Origin of the sequence: Gilliamella sp. BG2 (assembly GCF_046635645.1) — a bacterium.
GTDB lineage: Bacteria > Pseudomonadota > Gammaproteobacteria > Enterobacterales > Orbaceae > Gilliamella > Gilliamella bombi.
Map to the genome: position 1 here is coordinate 49,278 of NZ_JBIDFF010000008.1, position 13,760 is coordinate 63,037.

Genomic DNA, 13,760 nt, shown 5'->3' on the forward strand with positions numbered 1-13,760 from the left:
CCTAATTGCCTATAACAAGTCAACCTTTGATTAACAAAATTAAAATTTTAGACACTTTTTACTAATTTTACGTAAATGCACGCAACTTCTTTTACTATTCTAACTTCAATATAGCTCAATTAATGTCTTAATTAATGGGCATGATTGGGGGTATTTTTAGGCTTTAACTGCTGTAGCGATAGTTTCTGCCAACTTTTGCACTTCGTTTTCATTGCTTCCTTCTACCATAACACGAATTAGCGGTTCGGTTCCTGATTTACGGATCAAAACTCGACCATTATGACCAAGCTGTTTTTCTGCATGTTTAATTGCCGCTTTTACTTCATCACTATTTAAGGGGTCGTTTTCACCTGAAAACCGAACATTAATTAATACTTGTGGTAACATTGTCATACCACTGCACAAGTCAGCTAATGACATATCATTACGAATCATTGCTGCTAATACTTGTAAGCCAGCAATAATACCATCACCAGTGGTGGTTTTATCTAATAATAAAACATGTCCCGAATTTTCGGCACCTAAGCGCCAATTTTTTTCGATTAGTTTTTCAAGTACATAACGATCACCAACTTTAGCACGAGCAAATGGGATACCGAGATTTTTAAGGGCAATTTCAAGCCCCATATTGCTCATTAATGTACCGACAACGCCACCTTTTAGTTGACCTTGTCTTAATGCTTCACGGGCAATGATATAGATAATTAAATCGCCGTCAATTTTTCGACCTTCGTGATCAACCATGATAATGCGGTCACCATCGCCATCTAAGGCAAAACCTAAATTGGCTTTTTCATCAATAACTCGTTTAGCAAGCGCTTTTATGTCAGTTGCGCCACAGTTTTCATTGATGTTAACACCATCTGGCTCACAACCAATTTTTATTACTTGTGCTCCTAGTTCTCGTAATACTTTGGGTGCTATGTGATAGGTGGCACCATTAGCGCAATCGACAACAATTTTTAATCCAGACAAACTTAAATCATGGTCAAATGTGCTTTTACAAAATTCAATATAACGCCCTGCAGCGTCGGTAATACGGCTAGCTCGACCAAGTTGTTTGGATTCAACGCAATCGATCTCTTTTTCAAGTTCGGCTTCAATTTCTAGTTCGATTGTATCATCAAGCTTTTTCCCTTCGGTTGAAAAGAATTTAATACCATTGTCATAAAAAGGATTGTGCGAGGCAGAAATGACAACGCCGGCATCAGCACGAAAAGTGCGGGTTAAATAGGCAATTGCCGGGGTTGGCATTGGTCCTGTAAACGCAGCGGCAACACCAGCAGAAGCAAATCCCGCTTCTAGTGCTGATTCAAGCATGTAGCCTGAAATGCGGGTATCTTTACCGATTAATACTTTTTTAACGCCATCTTTGGCTAGCACTCGCCCAGCAGCCCAGCCTAATTTAAGCGCAAAATCTGGTGTAATAGGATACTGGCCAACTTTACCGCGAATCCCATCTGTACCAAAGTATTTTCGATTAGACATGATATTCCCTCACACTAACATTTATTATTTCTAACAACTATCTTTTGATAAAAAGTATATTTTAATTTGTGAAAAACTTTCAGGAAAGTATACTTTTTAATATAAAACTACTCTCGATTGTCATTGGCAAATTTTAATAATCCTTGGCTCTCTTTAATAAAACGTTCGGCATAACTACCAAACCATTGCGTAACTTCGTTAAAACTTTTAATAAATTTAGTTTTGTCACGTTGTTCAATAAGTTCGACCATTTGCCCAAAGCGTTCATAGTAGCGTTTGATTAATTCAATATTATCATCTGACGCCATGATGATATCGGCATAAAGCTCAGGATCTTGAGCAAATAAGCGCCCAACCATCATCAATTCAAGGCGATAAATTGGCGAAGAAAGTGCGATCAATTGCTCTAAATCGGCCTGTTCTCGTTGCAAATTGACACCATATGAGAACGAAGTGAAATGGCGTAATGCTTGGATGAATGACATGCATTTGTCATGCTCTTTGGCATTAATCGCACATAAATTGGCTCCCCAAATACGCATTTGTTCTATTAGCCATTGGTATTTATCTGGATATCGCCCTTCACAATAAACAATAATTTGTTTGGCTAAATTTGGTACATCTGGACCAAACATTGGGTGTAAACCGACTACAGGCCCTTGATGTTTATCAAGCATTGCCTGGAGAGGCTTGGCTTTTATAGATGTAAAATCCGTTAAAATACAATCTTTGGGTAATGGTGGTAGTTGTTTAATGACTTCACAGGTTTTGTTAATAGGTACTGTCACGATAACAGCCACTGCATCAGTAACCACTTCGGCTGCTTGATGCATAGTTTTAGAACCTAATGTTTTAACCTGATAGCCAGATAGGGTAAATAAATGAGCAAACAATCGTCCCATTTGCCCATTACCACCAACAATCACTATTGATCCTTGACCACTATAGACTTTTTTAAAACCTTTATCATTTTCACTAATATAAGACTCACGCATTAAACGACGTAAAATATCTTCTATTAAATTGGGAGATATGCCTACTTTTTCAGCTTCATGTCGCCTTTTAGCTAACATATCCGCTTCACGATTGGGATCATAAATCGGAATGCCATGTTTGCTTTTTACTTCGCCAACTTCGGCAACTAATGCTAATCGCTTTGTAATTAAAGATAAAATGGATTTATCGACTTCATCGATTTTATCGCGCAAGGCAAGTAATTCCGTAGACATATTTAGTGATTCCCTTTATCACAAATGGTGGTTTTTATTGTAATAGCTTAACAGTATAACGTATTTTTGTTACGATGCGTATTTAGTTTATAACATGGAATTAAATATAATAAATTTATTATGAAAGTTATCTCGTTTAATATTAATAGCCTTCGCGCTCGAATTCATCAATTATCAGCAATTATTGAGACACACCAACCAGATATTATTGGTTTACAAGAAACTAAAGTTCATAACGATCAGTTTCCCATTGATGAATTAGCACAGTTTGGTTATCACTTACATTATCACGGACAAAAAGGGCATTATGGAGTAGCATTGTTAACCAAGCAACAACCTTTGTCTGTGCAATGTGGCTTTCCAAACGATAGTGATGATGCTCAATGTCGTTTGATCATAATTGAGTTACCTACTAGTCAAGGTAATTTAACAATAATTAATGGTTATTTTCCTCAAGGTGAAAGTTTACATCATGAAATTAAATACCCTGCTAAACGTAAATTTTATAATGATTTAATACAGTATTTACAAGATCGTCAATTAAATAATCAACTAACTTTAGTTATGGGCGATATGAATATTTGCCCAACCGATTTAGATATTGGCATTCCAGATGATAGCCGTAAACGATGGCTTCGTACGGGAAAATGTTCATTTTTACCAGAAGAACGAAAATGGATAAACGAATTAATGTCTCTCGGTTTTATTGATACTTACCGCAATGCTCACCCAACTGAACTTGAGTATTCTTGGTTTGATTATCGTACTAAAGGTTTTGAAACCCATAATGGGTTAAGAATTGATTTAATATTAGCTAGTCAAAAAATGATGACTTATTGTAAACAAACGGGTATTGATTATGATATTCGTGCAATGATAAAACCATCTGATCATGCACCAATTTGGGCTCAATTTGATTTAGTATAAACCTTTATAGTTATAATATAGTTGTAATAAGGATAATAGCATGCAAAACAATTCAATTTTATCAGTGAAAGATCTTAATCAAATGGTTAAAGAATTGCTTTGTGATGCTATTGGCCAGATCTGGTTAATAGGTGAAATATCAAACTTTTCACGTCCATCATCAGGTCATTGGTATTTTTCGTTAAAAGACGATAGTGCACAAGTACGCTGTGCTATGTTTCGCAACAGCAATTTTCGTGCAGGTTTTATCCCACAAAATGGGCAACAAGTTTTAGTCAGGGCCACAGTAACACTATATGAGGCACGTGGCGAATACCAACTGGTTATTGATAAAATCCAAGCAGCAGGTACGGGATTATTACAGCAAAAGTTTGAGCAACTAAAACAAAAGCTGTCTGAGGAAGGTTTATTTGATTCTACCAATAAACAGCCATTACCAGAAAACATTCGCATAGTTGGAATTATCACTTCATCAACGGGTGCGGCATTGCATGATATTTGTCAGATATTAAAACGCCGAGATCCAAGTTTGCATTTAATTATTTACCCAACGCAAGTTCAGGGCAATGAAGCGGCAGGGCAAATCGCTAACATGATTCACATTGCCAACATTCGTCAAGAATGTGATATATTAATTGTTGGACGAGGTGGTGGCTCGCTTGAAGACTTATGGTCATTTAATGAAGAAGTGGTAGCCAGAGCTATTTTTGCTAGTCAAATACCGATTGTGAGTGCGGTTGGGCATGAGATTGATTTTACGATTGCCGATTTTGTGGCTGATGTTAGAGCGGCAACCCCATCTGCAGCAGCCGAGCTTGTTAGTCAAGACAGTTTACAACAAGTAAAACGTTTGCAAGTTCAACAGCAGCATTTAACCATGGCAATGGATTATTATTTAATGCAATGCCGAGAAAAACTCAATAAATGGCGACACCAATTACAGACTCAACATCCACAAACAAAGCTAGAAAAACAATTAAATCAACTTTTAGCTTATCGCCATTCATTATCTGAAAATATTCAGCAATATTTTCTCAGACTATCAAATCGTCATAATTCACTCGATAAAAGACTATTACGAGTATCTCCACAAAATAATATTACCTATTTAGGGCAACTTACTTGGCAAAAACAGCAACAATTAATTAATTTAATTAAACAAAAGTTAATAAAATCACAACATCAATTTGTTTTACAAACCTCTCAACTTAACAACGTTAGTCCGCTAGCTACTCTCGAACGAGGTTATTCAGTTACCACCGACCAAAACAACACAGTGGTTCGTCGCTCTGAACAAGTCACGGTGGGTGACATTATCGTAACAAAGCTGAAAAAAGGTAAACTTGTTAGCCAAATAACAAAAATTAACGAATAAAATAATTATATTTAAAGATAATAGATAAACCTATTTTACTAATCTTTAGTATCATTTTTGCAATTCTGGTGATCGCTAGTATATAATCTAAACAATAGGAAATTATTATATTATTTAGAGAGTTTATGCATTATCCAATCGGTATTGATTTAGGCACTACAAACAGTTTAATTTGTGTTTGGCAAGATGGTAAAACTGTCCTCATTCCTAACTCAATTGGTGAAGTTGTTACACCATCTGTAGTTAGTGTTGATGAAGACGATTCTATTTTAGTCGGACATGCGGCATTGTCTCGTTTAACCACTCATCCAAATCGCAGTGCAGCAGCATTTAAACGCTTTTTAGGTTCAAATAAAGTTTTCGAATTAGGTGACAAAAAATTTACGCCAACTGAACTTTCAGCCATAATTTTAAAATCATTGAAAGCAGATGCAGAGGCTTTTTTAAACCAAGAAGTTCGTGATGTTGTCATTTCTGTTCCTGCTTATTTTAATGATGAACAACGCAAGCAAACTCGCTTTGCTGCCGAGTTAGCTGGGTTAAATGCTGTACGCTTAATCAATGAACCAACAGCAGCCGCTATGGCATACGGATTACATGAAGATCAATCGGGTAATACTTTAGTATTTGATTTAGGTGGTGGTACGTTTGATGTAACAGTGCTTGAATATTCAATGCCCATTATTGAAGTGCATGCTTCTGCTGGTGATAACTATTTAGGTGGTGAAGATTTTACCCAAGAGCTTGTTAAAGTTTGCTTAAGTGAATGGAATCTTAAACAACAAGATATTCCGACCGATGATTATGCTCGCCTGTTAGATTTAGCCGAACAACTAAAATGTAAATTAAATGTTGAAGAATCACATACTTTAACTTGGTTTTGGCAAGATAAGCAGTGGCAATTTACCTTAAACGAAAGCCGAGCTAAAACACTATGGTTACCACTACTTAATCGACTAAGAGCACCAATAGAACAAGCATTAAGTGATGCCCGATTAAAACCTAATCAACTTGAACATATCGTATTAGTCGGCGGTTCATCTCAATTAGGTGTGGTACGAGAACTGGTTACTAAATTATTTGGTAAATTACCCTATCGCCACATAAATCCGACAACGATCGTTGCACAAGGTGCCGCAGTTCAAGCAGCTTGTCGATTGCGAAATGCTGATGTTGAAGAAGTCATTCTTACTGATGTGTGCCCTTATACACTAGGGATTGAAAGTTGTTCAAATAATGTTAGTGGATTATTTTCACCCATTATTGAACGTAATACCATTGTACCAACTTCGAAAGTAAAAACATTTTACACAACGCACCCTCAGCAAAAAGCGATATGTATTTCGGTTTATCAAGGTGAAAATCCACGCGTTGAAAATAATGTTTTAATTGATGAGTTTGAAGTGCCTCTAACGCCAATGGAAAGAACCCAAGGAATTGATGTCCGCTTTAGTTATGATCTAAATGGCTTATTAGAAGTTGATGTGGTTTTGCTTGAAACAGGTAAGCAACATGGCAAAGTAATTGATCATAGTCCAATTGGATTAACAGACAAACAAAAACAAGACAGTCATGATCGCTTGAAAGCACTTAAAATTCACCCTCGCGACGAAATGCCGAATCGTACTTTATTAGCAAGGCTAGAACGTGCATGGGCACAATCATTGGGTGATGAACGACTATTAATTGGATCATATATCGAAGTTTTTATGGAAGTACTAAATAGACAAAATTCTGAAGAAATTAACGAAATTCGTTGTGAAATTGAGTTAAACTTAAAAGATCTTAATCGATAAAAGATCTAATTTTTAAAAATATCCTCTCCCCTTCCTTTAGCCAAGTATAGCCTAGATAAAAAAGGGGAGATTACTTGTCGTTTACTTTTCTTTTTCCTTGGTAATTTCTTCTACTGGTGGTCCAAAACGATTGGTTTGTTTAATTCCTGGAAGCCTAAATGGCCAAAAAGTCCAAGGAATAACCAATATTGATATTAAAGAGTAGTAAAAGTAGTAAAAGAATAAAGGTTGTCCTTTATAACTGTCATTTAGGCGTCTCTTTATAGCAAAAATCGTGTTAGCTGCAATAATAAAACAACCAATCTTAGAAAAGATTGGACTATTTAGCTCAAAATAATTGCTAAGTATGGACATTAATCCTAAAAGTACAAAATTACAAAGTAATTGTGTAATCAAACCTTTTAGATTTGTTCGTCCATTCCAACGCCAAAACTGCCACCATTTATTTTTAGGTAATGCCTGTGAATTCAGTTTTTTTTGATTTTCGGCATTTTTTGCTATAAGTGATGCTGCACAAAGCCGTAAGACTAAATCATTGCCGCTGGTATTTTTGAACTCGTCTAGCATTGTAAGGTCGTCTTCATCACATATACCGTAAGAGTTAGATAAACGTTTAGCAATGGTCACTATTTCATCAACTAGTTCGGTGTAATTGTATTTTATTTTATCATCAGATGATAATGACTCCCAATTTTTTTGTAGAACTGTTGATACTTTTATTAACTCTTTATTATCGCCAGTAATATCTTGTAACACTTTATTTAATTTTGTTTTTTGATCGGGCTTATTAAATACTATGATGTATAAAATCATCAAGTAGAGAGGATTTTGTTTCGCTAATTTAGGATGCCATACTTGTTCAAATTTTTGCTCAATTTCGTTAAAATCAATGCTATCAGGTGTATCATCAATATACGATTCAATTGAATTTGGATAATTTATTAAAATGCAATCAATTAACTTACTGTCATTGTTAATCAGATTATATAACTCTGTTTCATTTTGCCAGTTTCCTTGTTTAAAAATATTAATAAGAGGGGATAGCAAATTATCATCCGGTAGTTGAAATGTATTATTTTCAGTTTGAAGATATTTGGCCGTTGCAAAGGGTTGACTGGCAATTGATATAACTAATAAACAATTACGATACCATTGCCAATAGGCATTTTTATTACTTGAACAGATAGAAGCATCTGGAGGAGCGGGTAATTTGTAAGGTATTCGTATTGTAAGAAAAGCTACCCAATCATACATTTCCATATATGAATACTCTAAATTATTATAAAGATGAAACATGGCAACATAAGGCAAATAATCAAGCCTATCTAGCCATAAACGACAATACAAACAATGATTATCTTCAGAATTAGGATCAAATTTAGCTGGAATAGGCGCATTTTCATCACTATCATATAGCCAAGCTTTAAACTCTTGTACGGGCGGTAGCTCTGATAACCATGTTAGGTTTTGTCGTGCTTGCCTTTGTAAATTTTGCAAAATAAATTGTTCAAATGGATCATCGCTGCGTTCATCAAGGATTTCTTGCAATAATCTTTCATTACCGTGGCGAAGCATGATGGCATGGCGATATAAGCGATACAATCGATTGGTACCGTCATCAAGTAACAGCATGGATAAAACTTGTCTATAATTCCAATTTACATTTAACGCCCAATCAATAAAATTGGCTATTTCAGGGGAATAATCACTAGCCTCAAGTTCCGCCAATCGTGAAACAGTTGTTGCTGTTAGCTGAGGTATTGCATTTAAATAATTTTCAGTGTTATCTATATCAATACAGTAAGAATTATTAAGGGCCATGATTAATAATGGGAAATAATCTTTATTATAATATTCGCACCAACCAGCTATCCAGCTGGCTGCTTTATCTTGATAATGACCAGAACTATAAAGATCTAGCCAAGATTGTAAGGACTCTTGCTTATTATCAAGTAACGTATATTGAATAGCGGCAATATATTTCCATTCGATAATGATATTTTCATCTTGATCATTTTGGGAAATACATTTTAAAGCGTAATCCAAAATAGCTTGATTTTTTATATTAGCTATACAATGCCAATAGGAAAATTTAAGCATCAAATTTTTATCATCAGGAAGATAAATGACCGTATCTTGTGATAAGAATGCATAAATATCCTCAGATCTACGCTCCAAAAATAACCACCTAGTATAGTACATATAATCGATAGTTACATTTTGCAGTGTTTTACTTGTTGTCGGTAAATAGGTGTAATTGAACAAATCACCACGATCAATATGATTTAAATAATTATCATACTTTTCAAAATCATCGGTAAATTGAATCATTAGCAGTTGCCGCCAACGTAAACTATCGGCTAATAGTTTGACACATGACTCTGATATATTTTTTGATTCATAACTTATTTCTAACAATCGCCATTTTACAGAATCAATAACTACCATTGAGTAGTCATAAAATGAACCAATAAATTTTTGCCACTCGTTAACATTAAAACAGCGTCGAGGATCATCTAATAATGTTTGATAAGCCTCACAAATTTCATTGGCTTTAAGCTGTTTTTCTGTTAAAGATACTGATACTTCTTGTTGTTGTTCTGATTCAGACTTAGGTTCATCGGCCATTGTTTCGGGCGATTGTGCATATTTTATTGCTGACTCATAGGCTTCGCGTAATGCTTTAAAACCATCGGGATCAGTTTCAGGATGATATGAAGGTAATTGTGCTCGATATGCTTGACGAATAGCCGCTTGATCGGTTGTTTTTTCAATGCCTAACAGTTGCCAAATATTTTCATTCATGACCAATCATACTCCATTAGTGACTCAGGTTTTTCTAGTTCTTCAATATCTATATACCAAGATAAACGATTATGTGGGGCATCTTTATCTTCATGTAAATTTGCCATGGTATGAGCGCGTGATGCTCGAGTCAATTCGCAACGTAATGTTTCTAAGTCTTCTTTGCTATTGAGTGATATCCAATATTGATAGCCAACAAACCAGCCTGAAAAGTAATGGTGCCAGTTTCTATAATAATATTGACAACGGAGTCCTATTCGAGAAAAAACCCATAAGGCCTCTTGTTCGGTGATATATTTATTAGTGATACCATTTCGTAAGATATATCCCATTCGAGCATAATCCCAACTACGGATACCTGCAGTACCGCACACAGGAAAGGTTTGTTTGACAAAATCAAGCAAAACTTTTTGATAGTCATCTTGTTCTTGATAATGGTCACACCAATCAAATTCGGAAAGTCGAGAATACATCAAATAATATTTAGACAATGCTGAAGCGTGCCCATCATCAACCATGTCGAACACACAGTTAAGTAAAGTTTCACGGGAATCAATCCCCCAACTCTCTTTCATATCAACAAAATCTCGATCTGGATAAAAAAATGGCGAAGTATAACTTGCTCCATTTTCTATGTTTATTACAACCATTGGTGCAGATAAACCATATAGCCAATCGACACAATCTTGATTCATATTTGTATTCCAATCATCTAATTTATTTTATTTATTATCAAAAGATAGCAGATTTTACACTAAAATAACAATTGAAATTCAAACAGAAATCTATGGTGTGGTTAAGTTTAATAAAATATAAATACTGCTATAAGCTAGCATAAATCATAAAATTATTTGCAAATCAATATCTACAAGGCATAATACAAACAATTTATTGAAATTTGATTATTACAGAGTAATAAATCATAAGGAGTTATAGTGAAAAAAGTTAGCTTAATAGTAATGTTAATTTCTTGCGCATTAACATTACAAGGCTGCGTTGCTGCCTTTATAGGAATTGGTGCAGGGGCTACGGCAAAAGTTGCAACCGATCCTCGTACTGCGGGTACTCAAGTTGATGATACAACACTTAGTTCACGCATGAGCATGAAAATAAAAAATAATGGACCATTTTTTATTGGTTCTCGTATTGTTACTAGTGCTTATGGTGGTAATATTCTGTTAACTGGACAAGCAAATAATGAACAAGTTGAAAAAGCTGAAAGTCTTGCTTACCAAGTTGAAGGGGTAAAAAAAGTCTATAACCAAATTCGTATTGGAGAGCCTGTTGGTGCAGGGACTATTACCAATGATACATGGATAACGACTCAAGTTAAATCTCAGTTAGTTTTAGATGCCAAAACAAAAGCTCGCAAGATTAAAGTAGTAACTGAAAACGGCGAAGTTTTCTTAATTGGTATTGTTACATCAGAAGAAGGTAAAGCAGCAGCCGAAATTGCAAGTAAAGTCCGTGGTGTAAAAAAAGTTATCACACTATATACGTATACTGAAGATTAAATATTGACTATATAAAAGACAGGGGCGAATTAGCCCCCTTTTTTATACAACTGATTTAATACGCTCAATTAATTTAGTAAGCCCTTGCAAACGAGATTGGCTTAACTCATCAGAAATTTTCAATTGGCTTAATAAGGATTGAAAATCGAGCGTTGCAATTTCTTGCGCTGTTTTATTATTAGCAACAATAATTAAGATTGCCAATAATCCTTTCACTATTCGACCTTCACTATCACCACTAAAAACATAGGTATCATCTGTCTGTTTTTGATAAGTCAACCAAACTCGGTTTTCGCAGCCATTGACTTGATTTTGAGCTGTCTTTTGCTCTTCAGGAAAATCAGGCAATTGCTTTGCTAACATCACTAACTGTCGATAACGATCTTGCCAATTATGTTGCTTTGCGAATAATTCGGCTAAGCTTTGCTGTGATAGCATAATATTGACCTATTTACGATTAAATTTTTGTAAAAAAGTTTCAGGAAACTATACGTTTCAGTATAAAATCACACTAATATTTCAATTACATTTTGCAATACTGAAATAAATTTATCCACATCTTGCTGATTATTATATGGCATCAATGAAACACGAACCGCTCCGTGGCATCCTAATTTATTCATCAAAGGCTGGGCACAAAGCTCACCAGTACGGATGGCAATATTTTGTTCACTTAACAAAATAGCAATATCATTATGATGAATATTATTGATATTAAAAGTGATTATCGGGCTATCATCCACACTATAAAATTGAATATCGGCAAATTGGTTTAGTTGTGATTTTGCATAATAAGCTAGCTGTTTTGTGTAGTTTTCAGCTTGCTTATTATCCCAACTTTTTAACCACTCAAGTACGGAATTAAAACCAACAATACCTGCAATATTAGGCGTACCAGCTTCAAATTTATAAGGAAGATCTTCTTGAATAAAATCATCAAACGAAGCGCTTTTTAGCATTTTACCGCCACCATGCCAAACCGACATTAGCTCAAGTAATGCCTTTTTACCATATAAAACGCCAAGCCCCGTTGGACCATACAATTTATGGGTAGAAAAGGCATAAAAATCGATATCTAACTGGTTAACATTAATTGCATGATGAACAACACCTTGCGCACCATCCACCACTAAAACCGCATCATATTGATGAACAATGTTGCTTATTGTAGCTAAATCAGGGCAAAATCCAGTGACGTTTGACATTTGAGTCACTGCAACAATCTTGGTCTTAGCTGACATTAACGACGATAACTCATTAACATCCGACGACCACTTAACGACTTTAGCCCCCGTTTGCTTAGCCACAATCAACCAAGGTAACAAATTACTATGATGCTCTAATTCACTCACAATAATTTCATCGTTGGGTTGTAACAACGATCGAGCATAGCTTTGCGCAATTAAGTTAATTGACTCGGTTGCACCTCGTGTCCAGATAATTTCAGCACTACTATTAGCGTGAACCAAATCGGCAACATTTTGTCTTGCCTTATCAATTTTTGCAGTTACTTGCAAAGCATCTTGGTATAAACTACGTTTTGCAGTAGCAGTATTCTGGGCATAATACGCAAGTGTCGCATCAATCATTGCTAGCGGTTTAAGTGCTGTTGCTGCCGAATCAAGATATACGCTTTCACTATTAAGTGCAGGAAAACTTGCCCGAAACTGTTCAGGCAGAAAATGCTTATTGGGTAAGTTCAAGTCCGGCAATCCCATTCCAGTAACCATTACAATCTCGGTTATGTTCAATTTGCAGTGGATTTAATCCATCTTCGTTAGCTTTAAACTGCTTAATAATATCAAGTGTTTCAATACCAAGTGGTGAAATTCTAACGATATCAACCAATCCTTTCATCTCTTTTAGATTATTTCCCAAATTGTAACAATAACCGCTTTGAGTCTGAATGCCGTTTAACACAAATACTTTCTGTTGTTCTTGTGAAAACACCTCACGTCCAACAGGATACTTAATACAACAAGTTTCGCATTTATCTTTAGGCTTATCTTCCGATCTTGCGGTAAAACAGCGAGCTGAATAAGCTAAAGGTAAATAACCATAACTAAACAATTCAACTTCAAAATTTCGTGCAATATTTAAACTCTCAAACTGTTTAAGCACATTACTCAACCAATCACGAGAAAGCTCAACCGGCATACACCAGCGAACCATACCTTGTTTTTGTAATAATTTTAGAGTTAAAGCGTTATAACAGTTAATAGCCGGACCTGCAACAAAGGGTAATTTATGCTCATGCGCAACATTAATGGCAGCTAAATCGTTTGCTTCGACTAAAAACTCCCCATTATTAACCAATTGCCGTAAGTCATTTAATTCTGATGGTGCTTCAAGTAAAGCTAATGTAGAAAGCACTACCTGTTTACCAGATTTAGCAATCTCTTTTGCTAATTCAATCCAGTTTGGTACTTTCATTTCACGGCGCTTGGTACAAACCGTTTCGCCCATATAAATAATATCCGCTTGACTCTCTTTAGCGGCGTAATAAAACGCTTCTGTTTCAGTTTTAGGCCAATAATAAAGCACTGGTCCTAATGCGTATTTCATGGTTTTGCTCACTATATTTATGTTAGATCTTTCTCAATGATTTACGTTGATGCTGTTAGCA

General features: G+C 35.4%; 11 protein-coding genes. 4 read left to right on the plus strand and 7 right to left on the minus strand.

Annotated elements, in window-relative coordinates; translation table 11 throughout:
* Window positions 1-156: 156 nt before the first annotated feature.
* Both glmM and tyrA read right to left on the minus strand, forming a co-directional pair.
* A complete protein-coding gene (gene glmM, locus ACGH6Q_RS05005; RefSeq protein ID WP_174799217.1) occupies window positions 157-1,488 on the minus strand; it encodes a phosphoglucosamine mutase in 1,332 nt (443 codons plus the stop codon).
* Window positions 1,489-1,595: 107 nt separating this feature from the next.
* Complete coding sequence (gene tyrA / locus ACGH6Q_RS05010; RefSeq protein ID WP_034911232.1) at window positions 1,596-2,717, minus strand: bifunctional chorismate mutase/prephenate dehydrogenase; 1,122 nt, start codon at window positions 2,715-2,717, stop codon at window positions 1,596-1,598.
* Between the two features lie 120 nt (window positions 2,718-2,837).
* Here tyrA and xthA point away from each other — a divergent pair, with 120 nt between their 5' ends.
* From xthA to ACGH6Q_RS05025, 3 genes are all read left to right on the plus strand, one after another.
* Window positions 2,838-3,644, plus strand: a complete 807-nt coding sequence (xthA, locus tag ACGH6Q_RS05015) for an exodeoxyribonuclease III (protein ID WP_411592172.1) — start codon at window positions 2,838-2,840, stop codon at window positions 3,642-3,644.
* 40 nt (window positions 3,645-3,684) lie between these two features.
* Complete coding sequence (gene xseA, locus ACGH6Q_RS05020; RefSeq protein ID WP_085163676.1) at window positions 3,685-5,019, plus strand: exodeoxyribonuclease VII large subunit; 1,335 nt, start codon at window positions 3,685-3,687, stop codon at window positions 5,017-5,019.
* 125 nt (window positions 5,020-5,144) lie between these two features.
* Window positions 5,145-6,815: a molecular chaperone HscC gene (locus ACGH6Q_RS05025; RefSeq protein WP_174799214.1), complete on the plus strand. Its 1,671-nt coding sequence runs from the start codon at window positions 5,145-5,147 to the stop codon at window positions 6,813-6,815.
* Between the two features lie 81 nt (window positions 6,816-6,896).
* On the opposite strand, the gene ACGH6Q_RS05030 is transcribed toward ACGH6Q_RS05025, so the two are convergent.
* Together ACGH6Q_RS05030 and ACGH6Q_RS05035 are read right to left on the minus strand one after the other, a co-directional pair.
* Window positions 6,897-9,620, minus strand: coding sequence for a hypothetical protein (locus ACGH6Q_RS05030; RefSeq protein ID WP_411592173.1), 2,724 nt, complete (start codon window positions 9,618-9,620; stop codon window positions 6,897-6,899).
* Window positions 9,617-10,315 carry a DUF1266 domain-containing protein gene (locus ACGH6Q_RS05035; RefSeq protein ID WP_065590581.1) on the minus strand — a complete coding sequence of 233 codons (699 nt, stop codon included), beginning with the start codon at window positions 10,313-10,315 and terminating at the stop codon, window positions 9,617-9,619. The genes ACGH6Q_RS05030 and ACGH6Q_RS05035 overlap by 4 nt, the downstream gene beginning before the upstream one ends.
* A 240-nt stretch (window positions 10,316-10,555) precedes the next feature.
* On the opposite strand from ACGH6Q_RS05035, the gene dolP reads away from it, so the two are divergent.
* Window positions 10,556-11,134, plus strand: coding sequence for a division/outer membrane stress-associated lipid-binding lipoprotein (dolP, locus tag ACGH6Q_RS05040; protein ID WP_174799212.1), 579 nt, complete (start codon window positions 10,556-10,558; stop codon window positions 11,132-11,134).
* A 42-nt stretch (window positions 11,135-11,176) separates the two neighbouring features.
* Here dolP and csdE read toward each other — a convergent pair whose 3' ends face one another.
* The 3 genes from csdE to ACGH6Q_RS05055 all read right to left on the minus strand — a co-directional run bounded on the left by csdE (window position 11,177) and on the right by ACGH6Q_RS05055 (window position 13,699).
* A complete protein-coding gene (csdE, locus tag ACGH6Q_RS05045; RefSeq protein WP_174799211.1) occupies window positions 11,177-11,572 on the minus strand; it encodes a cysteine desulfurase sulfur acceptor subunit CsdE in 396 nt (131 codons plus the stop codon).
* Between the two features lie 68 nt (window positions 11,573-11,640).
* Window positions 11,641-12,852 (minus strand): cysteine desulfurase CsdA, encoded by a 1,212-nt coding sequence (gene csdA, locus ACGH6Q_RS05050; RefSeq protein WP_065590579.1) that lies wholly within the window; start codon window positions 12,850-12,852, stop codon window positions 11,641-11,643.
* On the minus strand, window positions 12,821-13,699 hold the full coding sequence (locus ACGH6Q_RS05055; RefSeq protein ID WP_065590578.1) for a U32 family peptidase: 879 nt from the start codon (window positions 13,697-13,699) through the stop codon (window positions 12,821-12,823). Before ACGH6Q_RS05055 ends, csdA begins: the two co-directional genes overlap by 32 nt.
* Window positions 13,700-13,760: the final 61 nt, after the last annotated feature.

Excerpts from the sequence above, each read along its gene's own strand:
- glmM (WP_174799217.1), bottom strand. The coding sequence starts at position 1,488 with ATGTCTAATCGAAAATACTTTGGTACAGATGGGATTCGCGGTAAAGTT.
- tyrA (WP_034911232.1), bottom strand. The coding sequence starts at position 2,717 with ATGTCTACGGAATTACTTGCCTTGCGCGATAAAATCGATGAAGTCGAT.
- xthA (WP_411592172.1), top strand. The coding sequence starts at position 2,838 with ATGAAAGTTATCTCGTTTAATATTAATAGCCTTCGCGCTCGAATTCAT.
- xseA (WP_085163676.1), top strand. The coding sequence starts at position 3,685 with ATGCAAAACAATTCAATTTTATCAGTGAAAGATCTTAATCAAATGGTT.
- ACGH6Q_RS05025 (WP_174799214.1), top strand. The coding sequence starts at position 5,145 with ATGCATTATCCAATCGGTATTGATTTAGGCACTACAAACAGTTTAATT.
- ACGH6Q_RS05030 (WP_411592173.1), bottom strand. The coding sequence starts at position 9,620 with ATGAATGAAAATATTTGGCAACTGTTAGGCATTGAAAAAACAACCGAT.
- ACGH6Q_RS05035 (WP_065590581.1), bottom strand. The coding sequence starts at position 10,315 with ATGAATCAAGATTGTGTCGATTGGCTATATGGTTTATCTGCACCAATG.
- csdE (WP_174799211.1), bottom strand. The coding sequence starts at position 11,572 with ATGCTATCACAGCAAAGCTTAGCCGAATTATTCGCAAAGCAACATAAT.
- csdA (WP_065590579.1), bottom strand. The coding sequence starts at position 12,852 with ATGGGATTGCCGGACTTGAACTTACCCAATAAGCATTTTCTGCCTGAA.
- ACGH6Q_RS05055 (WP_065590578.1), bottom strand. The coding sequence starts at position 13,699 with ATGAAATACGCATTAGGACCAGTGCTTTATTATTGGCCTAAAACTGAA.